Below are 18,295 nucleotides of genomic sequence, written 5' to 3'. Positions count from 1 at the left end.
TCCTTTGACGCAGCAAGTTCTCTCGTGGGCAAATAGGTGAATTAATCTCAAATTTGCTATTAAGTTTGCGAGAATTTGACGTTTTCAACCTAATCCGCACTCAACGCGGCTAAATCAGCATAAAAGGCGTGTCATGCTTTGTTCTATTTATAAAAGCTCGAAAAAAGAAGGTACTTATCTCTATATTCCGAAAAAGGATGATTTTTCACAGGTTCCTGACACCTTAATGCAGATGTTCGGTAAGCCTATCGCTGTTATGACGATTAAACTTGATGGCCGTAAATTGGCACAAGTTGATATCGAAAAAGTGAAGGCTTCATTGCAAAATGATGGCTTCTTTTTGCAGGTTCCGCCTCCGCCGGAGAACCTACTAGAAAAGTACAAAGAACAAAAAGCCCAGCAGAAAGGCGAATAACGTCATCGTTTTTCATCTGGGATTTCTGCCTTGCTCAAGGAGGGCAATATGAAAAAAATACTGGCTACCATGCTTAGCGTTGGTGTGTGTACCTCGGCTTTTGCAAGTAGCGAGGGTTTCGATGAATACTTGAATAAGCTGCGTGCTGAAGCGCGTGATAAAGGTATCTCAGAGCAGGTCATTAGTGCTGCTTTTGCGAATGTTGAGTACAAGCCTCGAGCAGTAAAAGCGGACCGAAACCAACCAGAGAAGAAACTGACGTTGGATGAATACATTCCTCGCGCGGTGCCCGAATGGAAGGTGAAGCAAGCAAGACAACTCTATAAAGAGCATTACACCGAGCTAAAGCGTATAGGCGATGAGTACGGTGTGCAGCCTCGTTTTATCGTGGCGCTGTGGGGTGTAGAAAGTAACTTTGGTAAATTTACGGGTAACTTCAAAGTGATTGACGCGTTGTCTACAATGGCATTTGAAGGTCGTCGTGAAGAGTTTTTCCGTAAAGAGACCATGTCGGCATTGCAGATCCTCGATCAAGGCCATATTGAACTGGAAAACTTTAAGGGTTCATGGGCTGGTGCGATGGGGCAATGTCAGTTTATGCCAAGCTCTTTTCTTCGTTTTGCCGCTGATGGCAACGGGGATGGTAAAAAAGACATTTGGCAATCTGAAGCCGATGTGTTTGCATCAACCGCTAACTATTTGAGCAAGTCCGGCTGGGATGACAAATACACTTGGGGTCGCCAAGTGAAAGTTCCTAAAGGCATTGATCACAGCTTAGAAGGGCGCACGGCTGAAAAAGGTAAATACCTTCAGGAGTGGAGCAAACTTGGCATCACAAAATACGACGGTAGTCCGTTGCCAAAACTGGATGAAGACATCAAAGCATGGTTGATCATGCCGGACGACGAAAATGGTCGTACGTATCTGGTTTACAATAACTACAACGTACTGATGAAGTGGAACCGCTCTTACTACTTCGCACTCGCCGTGAGTCACTTGGCTGACCGAATTAAATACTGAGCTGTTATAAAATAATCACTTGGCATCCAGTATTCAATATGAGGGCTCTTCGGAGTCCTTTGTTTTTCCTATAATCAAATCGAGGTAAAGCGTGTTATCTGAACGTGCTGCACAAATGGTGATTTTCTCCGCTCTTCTTAAACATAAAAGTTTCACTGCTGCTGCAAAGAGCTTAGGCGTGTCGGTGTCTCATGTGAGTAAGCAGTTGAGCCAGCTAGAAGCGTCTCTTGGTATCAAGCTTGTTCAACGCACTACGCGAAGCTTTACGCCGACTGAGGCAGGAAAAACCTTTTTTCATCACTGTGAGCAAGTAGTACAAGCGGTGAGCAGTGCTACATTAGAGATGGAAACCCAGCGGGATGAAGTGGCAGGCTTAGTGCGTCTTGGTTTGTCGCAATCATTTGGTACCTTACACATTATCCCAGCGATTCAAGAGTTACGCGAACTGTATCCTCAACTTCAAGTGGAAGTACATCTGTTTGATTATAAGGTCGATATGTTAGCCGAAGGGCTCGATTTATGGGTAACCAACAACGAGCATTTGCCTGAAGGCTACATTGCGCAGCGTTTGACGGATTGCCAGTTTGTTGTAGCGGCATCACCAGATTACTTATTGAAGCATGATACGCCAACAGAGCCGGATGACTTGTCTTCTCACAACTGTCTTATATACAGAAGCTGGGAGCGTGACTATACGGGGTGGGCGTTTACTAAAGATCAGCAGGAGTTGAACGTAAAAGTTTCGGGCAACTATTCAGTGGATCTGGCAGAAGCCGTTCGGGATGCCGCTATTGCAGGTTGGGGCATTGCCTACCTTGCCACTTACTTACTGGGTGATGAGTTTAGAACGGGTAAGTTAATACAGTTGTTACCGGACTGGAAAGCAAGCCAGTCGATGCCGTTTTATGCGGTGTATCCAAGCCGCCAACATATGCCCAAAAAAATATCCGCAGTGATTAACTTCATCAAACAGAAGATCGGTAACCCGTGTCATTGGGATCAACGTCTAGCGCCTTACATATCTATTCCTAAGTAACAGGATCAATGACGTTATTGAACGGCACATAAGGTGATTCACTTCACAAAAATTTTTCCAGAACTAGAAACATCTTTTCCATATAGAAACAATAAAAATAAGCAAACGTTTATATTTATATAATTCAATGCCTTATAATTATGGTCAATTATTGGGCGCTTAAACTTTTCACACTGTTAACATCCTCAACTTGCAGCATTTTGAGTCCGCTATACAATCCGGTGCCTTCCATATCCCCCTTCTGTCGGATTCATTTTATGAACTCAATTATTGGTATCGTAGCCATACTATTCGTAGCATGGCTACTTTCTACAAATAGAAAAAATATAAAGCTGAGAACAGTGTCGTTTGCGTTTGCTTTGCAGGTACTGTTTGCGTTGTTGGTTTTATATGTACCAGCAGGACGAGATGCGCTGAATTCAGTGAGCAGCGTAGTGTCGAATTTGATCAACTATGGTCAAGAGGGCATTGCGTTTTTATTCGGTAATTTGGCGACAGGGGGCTTCACCTTTGCGATCAATGTTCTGGGTATCATCGTTTTCTTTTCCTCTCTTATCTCAGGTCTTTATCACATTGGCGTGATGCCAAGAATCATCAACTTTATCGGTGGCGGTATTCAAAAACTGCTGGGTATCGGTCGTGCGGAGTCTTTGTCTGCTACGGCGAATATCTTTGTTGGCACCATTGAAGCACCATTGATGGTGAAGCCTTACCTAAAACACATGACTGACTCGCAGTTTTTTGCAGTTATGACAGGTGGTTTGGCATCAGTTGCTGGTGGAACGTTGGTCGGTTACGCATCACTGGGCGTCGACCTTAACTATCTTATTGCTGCTGCATTTATGTCGGCACCTGCGGGCTTGCTGATGGCAAAAATTTTAATGCCAGAAGATACGGATAAAGCAGCAGATATCGACATTAGCCAAGTTGAAATTCCACGTGCAACCAACGTAGTAGAAGCATTAGCCGATGGTGCAATGGCGGGTGTACGCATTGCTGTATCGGTAGGTGGTACGCTATTGGCTTTCATCAGTGTCATTGCAATGTTAAACGGCATGCTAGGTTGGATTGGTGATCTTGTTGGGACGCCACTAAGCTTCGAGCTGATCCTAGGTTATGTATTCGCACCTTTCGCTTGGTTATTAGGTGTACCATGGCAAGAAGCAACCACAGCAGGCTCGTTGATTGGTAATAAGATTGTGGTGAATGAGTTCGTTGCCTTCATCCAGCTTGCTGAAGTGAAGTCTCAACTCAGTGAACACTCACAAGCAATCGTGACGTTTGCTTTGTGTGGTTTTGCAAACATCTCAAGCATGGCGATGCTGATTGGTGGGTTGGGCTCATTGGTACCTGAAAAGCGTGCATTTGTTTCTAAACATGGTTTCCGTGCGATTATCGCTGGTGTCATGGCGAACTTAATGAGCGCTTCGATTGCGGGCGTGATTTTAAGCCTGTAATTGAAAGAGATACCTAAAATTAGCAAAAAGGCTCCTTGCGGAGCCTTTTTCGTATCTGAAGTTTACGTTATTTGTCTGTGTGGAACTGCTCGCAAGCGAGCATCGTGTTCTCAATTAAGCTTGCGACGGTCATTGGGCCAACACCACCAGGGACAGGAGTAATAAAGCTCGCACTTTCACGTGCTTTATCGTATTCCACGTCGCCAACTAGCTTGCCTGAATCAAGACGGTTAATGCCGACATCGATAACCACTGCACCTTTCTTAATCCACTCTCCAGGGATGAAGTTTGGCTTACCAACCGCAACTACGACAACGTCAGCTTGACGCACATGACTCTCTAGGTCTTTGGTAAAACGGTGACATGTTGTCGTTGTACAGCCCGCAAGCAGCAGCTCAAGTGTCATAGGACGACCAACAATGTTTGATGCACCAACCACAACAGCATGTTTGCCACGAAGCTCTATGTTGTAACGGTCTAGTAGGGTAATGATGCCCTTTGGCGTGCAAGAGCGAAGCTTTGGAATACGTTGTGCAAGACGACCAACGTTGTAAGGGTGGAAGCCATCCACGTCTTTCTCTGGGTGAATGCGCTCTAAAACATGTGTTGTGTCGATGCCCGCAGGAAGGGGTAATTGCACTAGAATGCCGTCAATTTCATCATCGTTGTTTAATTCATCAATCAGCGCTAGTAACTCTTCTTCTGAGCTAGACGCAGGAAGATCAAAAGACTTAGAAACAAACCCAACTTCTTCACATGCGCGGCGTTTGCTGCCGACATAAACCTGAGAAGCAGGATCTTCACCAACTAGAACCACTGCTAAACCAGGAGCACGTAGCCCTGCTTCAACACGCGCTTTAACACGTGCAGCCACTTCGGAGCGAACAGTTTGGGAAATGAGAGTTCCGTCTATATTTTGAGCAGTCATGACTTTCCTTATAAATTAAGAAGGCAAATTATCTGCGGCGCATTGTCGCAGAATTTCTTATTAACATCCATACGCAAACGTTTGCTTTGTGGTGTTTTTGAACATTAAGCGTTTTGATGGACTTTTTTTAGGCATTCAGATCAGAATGTTATGAAAACCCGTTGATTTACCCGTTTGAACTCGTATAATCCTGTCCCTGTAGCGCGCCCTTAGCTCAGCTGGATAGAGCACGTCCCTTCTAAGGATGTGGTCATTGGTTCGAATCCAATAGGGCGTGCCATTTATTCAAAAGCCCCGATAACTCTTTGAGTTGTCGGGGCTTTGTCGTTTTTAGGTTTTTGGCTATAATTACCACTCTATCTACAACTTTTGAATGGCATTCTAGCCATTGCAATTTCTAGCAATTAATATGGACGCATATTAATTATCTTTCGTTAAGTCTTTATGCCTGCCACTTCTAATTTTTATGACCAACACGCCGACTCTTTCGCGAAGCAATACACATCGCTCCAGTTTGAGGATGTCCACGCGAGTTGGAGAGTTTTCTGGCCCCAGGCTGGAGATCGCGTGTTAGATGTTGGCGCGGGCTCTGGTCGAGACGCGAAATGGATGGCTGAACATGGGTGTGAAGTTGTTGCGATTGAGCCTGCTCAAGCACTTCTAAGGCTTGGTAAGTCTTACTGTGGCGATTCCGTTACTTGGCTTGAAGATGCATTACCTAAGCTTGAGAAAACCATTAATCTTGGCTTTCGCTTCGATTTAATTCTTGTCAGTGCGGTATGGATGCATCTTGCGCCTACGCACCGTGAACGTGCATTTCGCAAACTTGCAAATTTGTTAGCGCCTAATGGTCGATTGGTGATTAGCCTTCGTCACGGTGACTTTTCTGACGGTCGTAAAGCTTATCCGGTATCGGTTGAAGAGCTTGAAAAGTTTGCAAAGAATAGCGCGTTAATGGTGAGAAACGTATCTCTCGATGATGATCAGTTAAAGCGAACGGGTGTATCTTGGCAAACGGTAGTGATGTCTTTGCCTGATGATGGTTCTGGTGATCTGAATAAGGTTCGCCACATTATCGTCAATGATTCCAAATCGGCTACCTATAAACTCGCACTACTACGTACTTTACTACGGATTGCAGACGCTCATTCTGGTGCAGTGGTTGATCGCAGCGAAGGTAAAGTTGCCATCCCATTAGGATTAGTCGGCTTATATTGGATTCGTCAATTTAAGCGTTTAATCGATAAAGAGAACATCCAGCAAAGCTCGAACTCGTCTAAAGGGCTAGGTTTTATAAAGCCCGGTGGTTGGGGCAGACTTTCCCATTTAAGTCCTGATGATCTTGCTATAGGCACGACATTTTTTGGCGAAGACGCAGTGGCGCTTGATAAAGCAATAAAAGACAGCTTAAAAACCATAAAAGATGGCCCCGTCACCTTTACCTATCAAGGTGATAAATCAAACCCTTACTTTGAAATAATTCGTTCAGCTAAAAAGCCTAATAAAGGCTCAATTGTTGTGGATAGTGAGTTCCTCGAAAGCTATGGGCTGTTTGTGTTGGATGAAAGCCTTTGGGATTGTTTTCGATTGTATAACTCTTGGATTGAGCCGCTGGTAGTCAACCAGTGGATTATGGAAATGCAACGATTTCGGTCTAATCAAGAGCGGGGTATTCCACTGCAAACGTATCACGATTGTTTGGTCTGGATTGATAAAGACCATGATACGCGAGCCGTTCGAAAGCGAATTGTTCAGTTGAAACTCAGCCACTCCGACATTGTCAGCGTATGGAGTGGAAGCAAATTACGAAATGAGTATCACGTTGATCACTGTTTGCCTTTTGCTTATTGGCCTAACAATGATAAGTGGAACTTGCTACCAACTTCTAAGGCTGAAAACCTGAACAAACGTGATCGTATTCCTGCTAGCTATCGATTAAACGCGTCTAAGCCGCGAATTTTGGATTGGTGGCAGTTAGCTTGGGGAGAGACGGATAGTTTGAGTCGGACATTTTTTACCGAGGCTTCATTGTCGCTACCTAATGTGCCAGCATCTTGCCAAGATTTTGAGCATGTCTTTGAAGCGATGGGATTACAAATTCGTGGTGTTAAAAGTCGCCTTTGTATCGCGGAATGGTAATGTCTTGTTTGCCGTTACAGCGTGATATATGAACCTGATAGGCAACCAACAAAAAAGCGCTGGTTAACCAGCGCTTTTGCATTTACCAAGGGCATTACATCTTTTTAAAGATGATGGAGGTGTTGATGCCGCCAAAGGCGAAGTTGTTACTCATCAAATATTTCACGTCCAGTTCTCGGCCTTGTCCGGCGATGTAGTCTAAATTGCCACATTGCTCGTCGAGGTTTTCTAGGTTGAGTGTTGGGTTGAACCAACCTGTGTGCATCATTTCTAAACCTAGCCACGCTTCAATTGCGCCACACGCGCCTAGTGTGTGGCCAAAGTAGCTCTTGAGTGAACTGATTGGCACTTTGCCCAGAGCATTCGCTGTTGCGTTGCTTTCTGCAATATCACCGCGGTCGGTGGCAGTGCCGTGAGCAGATACATAGTCGATCTTCTCCGCAGGAATGCCCGCGTTTTGCAAAGCCATTTCCATACAGATTTGCATGGTTTCCATCTGAGGTTGAGTGACGTGTGCGGCATCACAGTTGCTGGCAAAACCGATGATTTCTGCATAGATTTTCGCGCCACGAGCGACGGCGTGTTCGTACTCTTCCAGAACTAGCGTTCCCGCACCTTCGCCAATCACCAAACCATCGCGATCGGAGTCATAAGGTCTTGGTGTGCTTTTCGGGTCTTCATTCTTCAGACTGGTGGCAAAAAGGGTATCGAAGACCGCGGATTCCGTTGGGCACAATTCTTCAGCGCCACCAGCAACCATGACCGTTTGGTAGCCGTGTTTGATCGCTTCGTAGGCATAGCCGATTGCTTGGCTGCCGGAGGTACATGCACTGCTGGTTGGGATCACTCGGCCTTTCAAACCGAAAAATAGACCAACGTTCACTGCCGTCGTATGCGGCATCATCTGCACGTAAGTCGTTGCGGTGATCGCTTTAGTGGTTTTCTCATTCAGCATGACACCAAATGCACCGATTGCGTCGGTACTGCCTGTTGATGAGCCGTATGCGATACCCGTTTGGCCATTGGTGAGTACGTCGTTACCAATCAAACCTGCTTGGCTCAGTGCGTTTTCTGTTGCGACGGTCGCCAATTTAGAAACACGCCCCATGCCGCGTACTTGCTTGCGCTTGTAGTGCTTTGGCAGTTCAAAATCTAAAATTGGTGCCGCGAGCTTGGTATTCAAACCATCATACTGTTCGTAAGAAGGCATGTATTGCGTCGCGTTCTGGCAGTCACGCAGTTTCGGCTCGACAGATTGCCAATCGTTACCAAACGCAGTCACGCCCGACATTCCGGTTACAACGACTCGACGGTTCATACTAGGCCTCCGTTTACCGAAATGACTTGGCGAGTTACATAGCCTGCGATGTCAGACATAAGGTAACTGACTAAACCAGCGACTTCTTCTGGTTCTCCCATGCGGCGCAAAGGAATTTGCGGCATCGCGTGTTCTTTTACGTGTTCGTCTACCATGCCTGTGTCGATAAGTCCCGGTGCAACGCAGTTGACGGTAATTTTGCGTTTTGCCAGTTCAAGAGCGAGTGATTTTGTTGCACCAATTACGCCCGCTTTTGCTGCGCTGTAGTTAGTTTGACCACGATTACCCATTAGGCCAGAGACTGATGCAAGCGTAACAATTCGGCCACCTTTGCGCTTTTGCACCATTGGCATAACACAAGGGTGAAGAACGTTGTAGAAGCTATCTAGGTTGGTATGAATCACGCCATCCCATTCTTCTTCGGTCATCGCAGGGAAAGCGGTATCTTTTGTGATGCCAGCGTTGTTCACGACGCCATAGTAAGCGCCGTGTTCGGCGATATCGGCTTCTAACTTCTCACGACAATCTGCACGGTCACTGATGTCGAATTGGATAAGACGACCGTTACCACCATGCTGTTCGATGGTGTCTAGGGTGTCTTGCGCGCCTTGTTGATCGCCCATGTAATGGACAATGATTTGGAAACCATCTTTGGCCAATTGAACGGCAATGGCTTTACCGATGCCTTTGCTAGCACCTGTAACGAGGACTTGTCGGGTCATTGTTGACTCCTGATTTTCATTTCTTGTAATTTTTCTTCTGATGGAACGTAAACGTTCAATTGGCAAGTCGCTACAACAGTTCCTTGTAGCTCAATACGGGCAGAAAATACCGCCATACCGTTATCTTCCATGACTTTTTCGGCATACACATCGAGCATTTGTCTGCGAGAAAACGCATCGCATTCAGAAGTGTATCGACGGCTACCAAGTAAAAAGCCAATCGGTGGCGCTTGTTCTTTCATTAATGCGTGGTAACCAGACCACGCCGCGACAGATTGCGCCATAAACTCAATGCCAACGTAAGCTGGCACGGTTTGAGAGGTCGAGTCGAAGAACGGGTTGTGTTCTGCGATATCAACCTGGCAGTGAATCGTATCTTGTTGAACATCCAAAGCACGATCGACCAAGATCATTGGTTTGTCGTGTGGCAAAAGTTGTTCGATGGGAGGAAGTTTAGTCATGAGCGTAACCAAAAATAAGACTAATATTATTGCCACCAAAAGCAAAAGAGTTGCTGAGAATCGCTTTGTTACCCAGTTTGGTTGGCGTCTCAACTAACGATATATGGATATCGTCTGCTTTGGTTTCGCAGTGTTGCATTGGCAAGTCAAGGTTGTACTTGAGAATATGCCAAGCGATCGCGGCTTCCGTTGCACTTGCAGCGCCTAATGTGTGTCCGGTAAGTGGCTTTGTTGAACTCACAGGGACGGAGTTACCAAAGCAGCGGTGAATGGCTTTGCTTTCCATCACATCGTTTAACGGCGTTGCTGTGCCATGCGCGTTGATGTAACCAATGTCTTGCGCTGTAAGTCCTGCATTGGCCAACGCTTTTTTCATCGCTTCTTCTGCGCCTAACCCTTCTGGGTGTGGTGCGGAAATGTGGTACGCGTCTGAGCTATCGCCAGCTCCGAGAAGAGCAACGGGCGCAGGTGTTTTGCTTAGCAACATTAATGCTGCGGCTTCGCCGATATTGATGCCGTTGCGATGCTGGTCAAACGGCTTACAAAGGGTATCGGATAGAGCTTCTAAACCGTTAAAGCCGTTTAGCGTTAGGCGACAAATGGTATCCACACCACCTACAATGACCGCATCAACAATGCCAGAGCGAATCAGGCGTTGCGCGGTTAAAAAGACGCGACCACTAGAAGAGCAAGCGGTGGAAACTGAGTAATGTGGGCCGCTCAAATCAAAGTAGGCGGCAATAAAATCGCTGCAGTTGCCAAGTTCTTGTTTGGTGTAATGGTAGTCGGCGGGAAAATTACCGTTTGCCAGCTTTTCGCCAAATGCGATTTCGCCATCTGAAATGCCAGACGTGCTGGTGCCGATCACGACTGCGATACGGTCACGACCATATTTAGCAATGGTTTCACGCACGTCGCTTTCGATTTGCTGCAAAGCCGAAAGTGCGAGGCGGTTGTTTCTCGTATCAAACTGGCTGAGTGCGGTCGGTAATTGCGGTAACGTCTGTGCAATTCGACCGATTACTGTTTGGCGGCCTGAATTTAAAATATCTTGGTCAACCACCATGTTGGATGGCTTCGCTCCCGATAAACACTGGTGGATGATGGCGTCATCTTGTCCCATGGCAGAGTGAAAGCCACAGGCCTGAATATACAAAGGTTGAGAAGAGCGAATAGGCATATTGTTATTCTAAATTGTTCTTAATTAATCTGATGTTGCAGTGTTTGAATAGAAATTGAAAACTGATGTTTGAGGTGATGAAAATCAATCTTACCCTCTAACTTGTTAGAAGAGCTGTATTGAATCTCAATGATCTTTTCACCGTCGCTATCAAAGATGGCGCGAGAATTATTTTTATCAATAATTCGCCACCTTACCTCATTTAACGATCCTTCCCAAGCGGAACTCGGCCAGAGCGTGATCATCAGGTTAAATAATACCTGTTCTGGCTGCGGTAGCGAACCTTGTAAACCGTTGAGTACTTCGGTTTGGATTTGTTCTTCATCGTAAGACAATGACAGTACTCTTGTCCCCCAGGATGAGAAGCCTGCCAGCACCACTTCGTTGTTGGTTACTTGCAGTTGTACCGGAAGTTGCTCAGATGTGGTTTTACCATCTATTGCCCAAGAAGCCGTAATCAACTGACTGGCAGACAACTGATAGCCCAAGCTTGCGGGAGTGGGCAAGCTAACTTGGGTGTGCTCGGCAATATCGACCTGAGGCGTCGATTGGTGAGGTACCAAGCTACATGCACTTAAAAACAGACTCAGTGCGATTAACGCCGCGCAGCGAAAAGCATGGTTAAAAATCATGACGTCGTTTCCTCTGTTTTAATCGCAATCGGAGAGAGCAGCCAAGCGACAAAAATACCACTTAACACCGTAATGCCGAAACTGTGAATCGCGTGAGTTTGGCTGAGTGACAGCAACCCAAATGACAGCACAGTGGTTATTGCCGAAAGGGTGATCGCCAATAGTGTGCTCACGCTGCGGGCTTTCTCGGCAAAGAACAGAGTGTAATCGATTCCGATACCAAGAATGAGCACCAAGCCAAGCAAGTTGAACAGGTTTAACGTTGTTCCCATCGCGACAGCAGTTGCCAGACCGCAGGCGCAAGCAATCAATGATGGCAGTAAAACTCGCCAACTGTGTTGCAGACCATACCGCTTGATTAATACCAGAAAGATCACAGCACTGGCGGCTGCCAATAGTTCCATGATTTTGATTCGGTATTCACCAAATAGGGCGGATATTTCCTCAGCTTTGTTTAGATAAACAACATCAGACTGCGATTTGGCAAATGCCTTAACAACGGCGGAGTCTTGCAATTGGTTTAACACCACTACCGTTGCCGATTTTCCTTTGATCTTACCCAAATGGAGAAAACGCACAGGCGCTGATACTGGGTTTTGCAAGTACTGATCAACCGTGACAGGGATAAAGTCGGCGTCCATTTTAGGCTTTTTACTTAAGCTCAGTCCGGAAGCTAGTGGGCTGGATTGTGTCGCGTAAAGATCGCGAATCAATTGATAGTCTTGTTGCTGACGCTCCACCGAGCTCAAGTAGCGACTCAGACTCTGGTAGCTTTCGATGGTGCTGTCCGCTTTCCACGCTTCTAATGTTGGCGTCAAAGACTCCAGCTTTTTCATTAGGTTTTCGTCATCGTCGGCGGTAACGACCAACATTTGCTGAGAAGATTGCATGCCACTGAGCGTCGTAATCAAGGTTTCTTGCTGCTTGAGATCGTTCGGCATCGTTTGCAGCAGACGAATGTCGTCATCGTAGTTCAATTGCAGCAAGAAAAAGCCACTCACAACCACACATAACATCGGCAATCCGACTTTAATTCGAGGTTGATTCCAAAGCGTTAGCCATTTCGCCAACAATGATTGTCCTGGTAAGTTCGAAATGGATCGCGATGGGTTACGAGCCAGTATCGGATACCAAGCCACCACGGTGATGTATGCGGCAATCAGACCAATGGATGAAAACAGCGCAAGCTGCTGCAAACCAGGAAACGGTGCCACTAACATGCCCAAATAGCCGATCAAACTGGTGATTAAGCCAAGTGTGATAGCTATGAAAATATGCTTTAACCCTTGCTCGCTATCCCATTCATTTCCCGCCGCAAGACGTTCGGTTAGGTAGTGGAATGCGTAGTCGATAGACACGCCGATTAAACTTGCGCCAAACACTAAGCTGAACAGATGGACTTTTCCAAAAATCCACGTCGTAACGGACAACGCAACGAGCAAACCAATGGTGATGGAAAGCAGTGCCAGAGACAGTGGCATCACACTACGAAAGACCAATACGAACAATGCAATGATACCGAGTAGAGAGAATACACCGATGGTGCTGATCTCCGATTTTGCACTTTGCGTACCAAAGTCGGCGTAAAATAGAACGCCAGTATGTGCGACTTCAGCGCCATATTTCTGAGCGACGCTTTGTTCTAGTGCTTGAATATCAGGGACGGCAAGCTGCCCAGTTAGGCTATAAGGCGAGTCTTTTAGCTCAGCAGTAATAAGTAAGTATTGAGCACCGTCTTTTTCGACGGATAGATAGCCGTTATCCAACCGGAAAGAGGACGATTGCTGGGTAACTTGGCTTAAATAATCACGAAATAACAAGAAAGGGTCATTTTGTAACTCTTGCCCGGTCACTCCAGAAAACGGGTTGTACAGAGACTGAATTACATGCTGCACTTGCTGTTCTGGATTTTGGCTTAAACGCTCTCGTTGTTCAGGCGTCAGCAATTGGAAGCGGTGCTTAAAGTAGTAACTCGCCCAAGCTTGCTGTTCTTGAGGTGAGATTTTTCCTACCACATCGCGAAAATGATTACTTTGGCGTAACCCCTTATCAAATTCAGCCGCCGCTGCAAAAAGGGCATTTTTGTCCGGCGCTGTGATCACGAAAATGACTTTGTCGCTCATACTTGCCGAGACCGACTCAAAGGCTTGCTCAGCCACCGGGTTTTGTTGGTTCTTCGGCAGCAGTTTTAAAATGTTGGTCTCAATCGGAGATTCTGCACTCCAAACCCATTGTTTGAGTAGCAACGCGCCCGCTAAAACAACGAGATTGAGCCAAACCAGAGCAAAGGTATGAGTGCCGAGACTGAGTTTAGAAACGGAATTGAGCGACTTCGGCATCCGTGAGTTCCTGAGGTAGAGAGGTCTGGTTCGTAAACGTAATTTCGGTTTTATCGCCACGCAGCTCTTGTAGGGTTAGGCGATCAATGTGCGTTTTACCTGAAAGGGTGATGGCTTTAAACACTGCATTTAATGGCGACTGTTTTGGCTCTAAAATGAGCTGCCACTGATTGTTCTCAACTGAAAAATCGAGTGTGAATTGTTCTTGCAGTGCAGAAGTATCCCCGTGGAACACGGATAAAAACACATGGCTAAAGTAGAACGCCATTGGGTTTTCTTCTGCAGAGATCGTTTTCGGAGCTTGGTCGGCAAAAGTCTGACGAAGTTTGTTTTCCGTCAATACCAAATTGACTGCGAAAGGTTCTGCTTGTTGCCACAACAAGCCATGTGTTTTGCTCAGTGTGAACTGACCTTTAGAGGTTAAAGGTTGACTGAACATTTCCAGATGACGCTGCTGCGTAAAACCTCCGCGCACGATTTCATGCTGAGACAACTGCTGCTGAAGCGATGCCAAATCCGTTACGTTTGCTGCCGGTGTGGCCAGTGCTGAAACAGACAATATCAGCAAAAAAGAGAGTAACCACTTTTGCATTAGTTCAGGCTCCCATGGTGATGCCATTGCTCTACTTTATCTAAAAAGATTGCTGGAGAAACAAAGCACATCTCTTGCTTTTCAATGGATACGGCGACTTGGGTCGTGTGCGCTTTGCACATACGTTGATTCGTTTCGGCGTCGTAAATCACGTAATCCACACGTAAGCGGTTTTCCCACTCAGTGAGTTGCGCGGTAATACGAATGGTGTGATTAAACGGAATCGCCTTCACGTATTTAACGCGCGTGTCGATGATCGGCCACATATACCCAGAGTCTTGCATATCGCGATAGCTGTATTGGATCTTCTCCATCAGCACACGACGCGCTTCTTCAAAATACCGAAAGAAGTTGCCGTGATAAATCACGCCCATCGGGTCAGCATCTTGGAATGAGGTGACCATAGTCACCTCCGCTTCTAATGGGTAGAGAACCTGCTCTTGCATTATACCTCCGCGTAGAGTGGCCAATGACGTTGCTGAATGCGTTCAATGAAATGACGCAAATCTTGTTCCAATGGGCGATCTTCAATCACAAACTCAAACTCGCTCAGCACGGCGTCACGAATTACTCGTAAACTCTGACTCATGTGGTGTTCGTCCAATTCGTTATGACGGCGACGAATCTCAACCGCTTGAACGCTTGCTAGGAGTGAAGCCGCAGCAACTTGCTCTGTTAACTCAAGTACGCGTAAGCAATCACGAGCCGCAATGGTGCCCATGCTCACTTTGTCTTGGTTGTGACATTCGGTTGAGCGAGAAAAAACGCTCGCTGGCATGGTGTTTTTCAACGCTTCTGCCGTCCAAGCTGAGATACCAATCTGAACCGCTTTAAAGCCGTGGTTGATCGGTTTACGCTTGCCTTCTGCACCGGTTAAGTTAAACGGCAGGCCGTTATTGAACTTGTAATCCATCAGTTGCGCCATCTGACGGTCCAGCAAATCAGCTAAGTTGGCAATGTTCACTTTCAACGTATCCATCGCCATTGCGATATGACCACCGTAGAAGTGACCGCCGTGCAGAACGCGCTCGTTGTCGCCATCGATAATTGGATTGTCGTTGGCACTATTTAGTTCATTCTCAATCAATTGACGTAGCCAAGGCAGTGAGTCTTGCACCATGCCAATCACGTGTGGCGCACAACGCAGCGAGTAGCGATCTTGCAGTCGGTCGCTATTGCGTGGCGGACGTTCAGCATTAAGATCATCACGCAGCCAAGCCGCAACTTGCTGTTGACCAGGGTGAGGTTTTACCGCAAACAGCGCTTCATCAAAGTGGAAGTCATTACCTTGCATACCCACAGAGACCATCGCGGTAATCTTGGTGCATAGCTGAGCTAGGTATTCTGCGCGTTTGTAGGCAAGACAGGCGAGGGCAGTCATCACGGATGTACCGTTCATTAACGCCAAACCTTCTTTTGGTTTTAGGCGAATTGGCTCAATGTCCAGCTCTGCAAACACTTCTTGTGTTGGTCGCACATCGCCTTTGTAAAGCACTTCACGCTCGCCAATCAAGGTCGCCGCTAGGTACGACAGAGGCGTTAAATCGCCGCTTGCGCCCACCGAGCCTTCTTGTGGAATACGCGGCGCAATGTCGTGGTTGATAAGCGTAACGATTTGGTTCAACAGATCGTGAGACACGCCAGATACGCCTTGCGACAATGAACATAAACGGGTTGCCAACACCGCACGAGCTTGCTCATGAGAAAGGATTTGACCTAAGCCACAGCCATGGAAGCGCGTAAGGTGCAACGGAAGTTCATCTACAAGCGCGGGTGGAATCGCCACAGTGCATGAATCGCCGTAACCCGTGGTCACGCCGTAAATAACGCCTTCTTCTTTCAGTAATCGTTCCAGAAACGCCACGCCACGATCGATTTTCGCGGTAAATTCTGGCGAGGTGTTCATGTTTGCCTTTGCACCTTGAGCAATGGCAACGACATCTTCGATGGTTAAAGATTGGGCACCAAAAGTGATGTTGTGATTATTGTTGTTTGTCATGTGGCTGATTACTTAAAGTCCAGAAGTTAAAAAAGTTATACCACTGTAACGGCGCGTGCAGTGTGTGGTGTTCTAATCTTTGTGCGTACTGTTGAACAACGCGTTCTAGTGCCTGCTGACGCTCCTTGCGTGGTAGCGTGATTTGGTCACTAAAGTGTTCAAAGTACACATTAAAATGCGGAGTGTTTGCTTCGTCGTCGCGTAGGCCGAAGAGTAGGTAAACCGGCGCTTTTAATACCGAGGCTAGCATGAATGGGCCTTGCGGGAATGGTGCGGGTTTACCAAGAAAATCTGCCCAAACGACACGATTTTCTTTGCTGGTGGAAGTGCGATCGCCAACGATCACTACCCATTCGCCTTGCTCGATTTTTTGTTGAAGTAGAATCGCGGTGTCTGGTCCCATTGAGCTGACTTGAATCAAATTCAGTTCCGAATTTGGGTTTACCGCCTTCATTACCGCATTAAATTGTTCAGCGTGTTGGGTAAATACCAAGGCATTGATTTTGACATGAGAGTGTCGACGACCAAGCGCGCGGCAGAGTTCGATATTGCCAAGGTGCGAGCCTAAAATGAGCACGCCTTGTTTTTTCTGCGCCATCTCTTCGAAATGATGTTGACCGTGAATGGTTAGGTTGTCGACATTAAAGTCACCTTGCCATGCTGCTAGTTTGTCGAGCATGGTTCGCCCAAAAGAAAGCAGATGATGATAGCTGTCCAACTGTTTTGGCAGTGCGATGTTCTGCTGCGCTGCGTAGCGCTGCAAGTTTTGCAGGTAAATCTCAGACGCTTCACGGGCAGATTTACCCGTGAAGTGGTAGTAGCGCATGACTAGCTTTAAAATCAGGTCGAACGCTTTTCTGCCGAACAAGCGGTATACCGCGAGTAAGGTTTTGATGCCTAAAATTGTGCCTTGTTCTTTTCGTTTAGACCAGTGGGCATTGCTGTCATCTGTGTGACGGCGCTTTCTGGCGAGTAGCGAAGGGATGCGCGGCAACATGCCAAAAAATAGGCGAGTGTGCATCCAGCTTATCTTGACGTTATCCCACAATGCGTCGAAGTGGGAAATGCCACCTTCAGGGTAGATCACGCGAGTTGGAACAAAATCAATATCGACGCCTTCCCAGTACATTCGCACCAGAATTTCGATATCAAAATCCATGCGTTTGCCGATGTTGTACTTGTTCAACACGGCGACCGTTTTCGTCACTGGGTAGGCGCGAAAACCGCACATGCTGTCTTTGATAGACAGTGACAAGGTTTCTATCCACACCCAAACGTGCGTAGCGTAGCGACCATACAAACGGGATTTAGGTACGCTCTCGTCGTATATCGGTTGGCCCGAAATCAGGTTATCTGGTTTTGTTTTGCTGGCGCTGAGCAACTTCGGCAATGCTTCTAGGTCGTGTTGACCGTCTGCGTCGATTTGAATGGTGTGCGTAAAACCAAGTTGGTGAGCTTGATGTAGGCCAGCCATCACCGCGCCACCTTTGCCTTGGTTTTCACTCAAACTAATCAGTTTTATCAGCCCTTGCTCACTCAACGCTGAAAGCGCTTGTTTGGTGTCTTCATTACTGCCGTCGTCCACGACCAGCACTGGCAAATCGAAAGAGGATAACGATGCAACCACGTCTGCAATTGTGCTGCCGTGGTTGTAGCAAGGAATTAAAAAGCAGGGACGGTAATCACTCACGTGACTCACCCAGTTTCATTTTGCCTGAAGAGTGAGTCACCAAGGTTTCACCGTTTTTCGATGTGTACTTAAAGGTCAATTTCTCGCGCTCATTGTCCCAAGAGAGTGAGAGACAAACGTCGGCGGTTGGCAGAATCGGCTCTTGAAATTTGATGACTTCCATTCCTTTAAACACCTTGGGGGTGTTCAAATATTGAACGGCGTAGAACAACGCCCAGTCAATTTGAGTGACGCCGGGTAAAAGAGGAAAGTGACTGAAATGACCTTGGAAATCTAAGATGTCAGCATCCACACGCAGCGACAGCTCTGCGGTGTGGTCACTCACTTCAATATTCTGAATAGTTGGTTTTCTTTTATCCATGTTACT

General features: G+C 46.7%; 17 protein-coding genes and 1 tRNA gene. 6 read left to right on the top strand and 12 right to left on the bottom strand.

The window, feature by feature from the left end:
* The first annotated feature begins 133 nt into the window (after positions 1 to 133).
* The 4 genes from L3V30_RS06045 to L3V30_RS06030 all read left to right on the top strand — a co-directional run bounded on the left by L3V30_RS06045 (position 134) and on the right by L3V30_RS06030 (position 3,928).
* Positions 134 to 415 carry a YcgL domain-containing protein gene (locus tag L3V30_RS06045; RefSeq protein ID WP_005382303.1) on the top strand — a complete coding sequence of 94 codons (282 nt, stop codon included), beginning with the start codon at positions 134 to 136 and terminating at the stop codon, positions 413 to 415.
* 48 nt (positions 416 to 463) lie between these two features.
* Positions 464 to 1,435 carry a lytic murein transglycosylase gene (locus tag L3V30_RS06040; RefSeq protein WP_046874238.1) on the top strand — a complete coding sequence of 324 codons (972 nt, stop codon included), beginning with the start codon at positions 464 to 466 and terminating at the stop codon, positions 1,433 to 1,435.
* A 91-nt stretch (positions 1,436 to 1,526) separates the two neighbouring features.
* Complete coding sequence (locus L3V30_RS06035) at positions 1,527 to 2,471, top strand: LysR family transcriptional regulator (RefSeq protein WP_005396032.1); 945 nt, start codon at positions 1,527 to 1,529, stop codon at positions 2,469 to 2,471.
* Between the two features lie 257 nt (positions 2,472 to 2,728).
* On the top strand, positions 2,729 to 3,928 hold the full coding sequence (locus tag L3V30_RS06030) for a NupC/NupG family nucleoside CNT transporter (RefSeq protein ID WP_237308524.1): 1,200 nt from the start codon (positions 2,729 to 2,731) through the stop codon (positions 3,926 to 3,928).
* 67 nt (positions 3,929 to 3,995) lie between these two features.
* Here L3V30_RS06030 and folD read toward each other — a convergent pair whose 3' ends face one another.
* On the bottom strand, positions 3,996 to 4,856 hold the full coding sequence (gene folD, locus L3V30_RS06025) for a bifunctional methylenetetrahydrofolate dehydrogenase/methenyltetrahydrofolate cyclohydrolase FolD (protein WP_005396027.1): 861 nt from the start codon (positions 4,854 to 4,856) through the stop codon (positions 3,996 to 3,998).
* 203 nt (positions 4,857 to 5,059) lie between these two features.
* On the opposite strand from folD, the gene L3V30_RS06020 reads away from it, so the two are divergent.
* Together L3V30_RS06020 and L3V30_RS06015 are read left to right on the top strand one after the other, a co-directional pair.
* Positions 5,060 to 5,136, top strand: a tRNA-Arg gene (locus tag L3V30_RS06020).
* Between the two features lie 164 nt (positions 5,137 to 5,300).
* On the top strand, positions 5,301 to 6,995 hold the full coding sequence (locus tag L3V30_RS06015) for a class I SAM-dependent methyltransferase (protein WP_237308523.1): 1,695 nt from the start codon (positions 5,301 to 5,303) through the stop codon (positions 6,993 to 6,995).
* Positions 6,996 to 7,089: 94 nt separating this feature from the next.
* Here L3V30_RS06015 and L3V30_RS06010 read toward each other — a convergent pair whose 3' ends face one another.
* From L3V30_RS06010 to L3V30_RS05960, 11 genes are read right to left on the bottom strand one after another with little or no spacing between them, the layout of a single operon-like run.
* Positions 7,090 to 8,313, bottom strand: a complete 1,224-nt coding sequence (locus L3V30_RS06010) for a beta-ketoacyl-ACP synthase (RefSeq protein ID WP_140082599.1) — start codon at positions 8,311 to 8,313, stop codon at positions 7,090 to 7,092.
* Positions 8,310 to 9,035 carry a 3-oxoacyl-ACP reductase FabG gene (fabG, locus tag L3V30_RS06005; RefSeq protein WP_015296414.1) on the bottom strand — a complete coding sequence of 242 codons (726 nt, stop codon included), beginning with the start codon at positions 9,033 to 9,035 and terminating at the stop codon, positions 8,310 to 8,312. Before fabG ends, L3V30_RS06010 begins: the two co-directional genes overlap by 4 nt.
* On the bottom strand, positions 9,032 to 9,496 hold the full coding sequence (locus L3V30_RS06000; protein ID WP_237308522.1) for a hotdog family protein: 465 nt from the start codon (positions 9,494 to 9,496) through the stop codon (positions 9,032 to 9,034). The genes fabG and L3V30_RS06000 overlap by 4 nt, the downstream gene beginning before the upstream one ends.
* Positions 9,489 to 10,676 (bottom strand): beta-ketoacyl-[acyl-carrier-protein] synthase family protein, encoded by a 1,188-nt coding sequence (locus L3V30_RS05995; protein ID WP_237308521.1) that lies wholly within the window; start codon positions 10,674 to 10,676, stop codon positions 9,489 to 9,491. Before L3V30_RS05995 ends, L3V30_RS06000 begins: the two co-directional genes overlap by 8 nt.
* 20 nt (positions 10,677 to 10,696) lie before the next feature.
* The gene (locus tag L3V30_RS05990) at positions 10,697 to 11,308 is read right to left on the bottom strand and encodes a DUF3261 domain-containing protein (protein ID WP_237308520.1); all 612 of its coding nucleotides are present in this window, start codon (positions 11,306 to 11,308) and stop codon (positions 10,697 to 10,699) included.
* Complete coding sequence (locus L3V30_RS05985) at positions 11,305 to 13,647, bottom strand: MMPL family transporter (protein WP_237308519.1); 2,343 nt, start codon at positions 13,645 to 13,647, stop codon at positions 11,305 to 11,307. Before L3V30_RS05985 ends, L3V30_RS05990 begins: the two co-directional genes overlap by 4 nt.
* On the bottom strand, positions 13,619 to 14,239 hold the full coding sequence (locus L3V30_RS05980; protein ID WP_237308518.1) for an outer membrane lipoprotein carrier protein LolA: 621 nt from the start codon (positions 14,237 to 14,239) through the stop codon (positions 13,619 to 13,621). Before L3V30_RS05980 ends, L3V30_RS05985 begins: the two co-directional genes overlap by 29 nt.
* Positions 14,239 to 14,685 carry an acyl-CoA thioesterase gene (locus L3V30_RS05975; protein WP_152812733.1) on the bottom strand — a complete coding sequence of 149 codons (447 nt, stop codon included), beginning with the start codon at positions 14,683 to 14,685 and terminating at the stop codon, positions 14,239 to 14,241. Before L3V30_RS05975 ends, L3V30_RS05980 begins: the two co-directional genes overlap by 1 nt.
* On the bottom strand, positions 14,685 to 16,238 hold the full coding sequence (locus L3V30_RS05970; RefSeq protein WP_025504329.1) for an aromatic amino acid ammonia-lyase: 1,554 nt from the start codon (positions 16,236 to 16,238) through the stop codon (positions 14,685 to 14,687). Before L3V30_RS05970 ends, L3V30_RS05975 begins: the two co-directional genes overlap by 1 nt.
* Positions 16,222 to 17,928, bottom strand: coding sequence for a glycosyltransferase family 2 protein (locus L3V30_RS05965; protein ID WP_237308517.1), 1,707 nt, complete (start codon positions 17,926 to 17,928; stop codon positions 16,222 to 16,224). Before L3V30_RS05965 ends, L3V30_RS05970 begins: the two co-directional genes overlap by 17 nt.
* Positions 17,921 to 18,289, bottom strand: a complete 369-nt coding sequence (locus L3V30_RS05960; RefSeq protein ID WP_237308516.1) for a 3-hydroxyacyl-ACP dehydratase — start codon at positions 18,287 to 18,289, stop codon at positions 17,921 to 17,923. The genes L3V30_RS05965 and L3V30_RS05960 overlap by 8 nt, the downstream gene beginning before the upstream one ends.
* Between the last annotated feature and the right edge of the window lie 6 nt (positions 18,290 to 18,295).

The organism is Vibrio sp. A1-1, from assembly GCF_021728175.1.
GTDB classification, from domain to species: domain Bacteria; phylum Pseudomonadota; class Gammaproteobacteria; order Enterobacterales; family Vibrionaceae; genus Vibrio; species Vibrio diabolicus.
The sequence above is the reverse complement of the archived record's forward strand: the minus strand, read 5'-3'. Positions and strand labels throughout refer to the sequence as shown.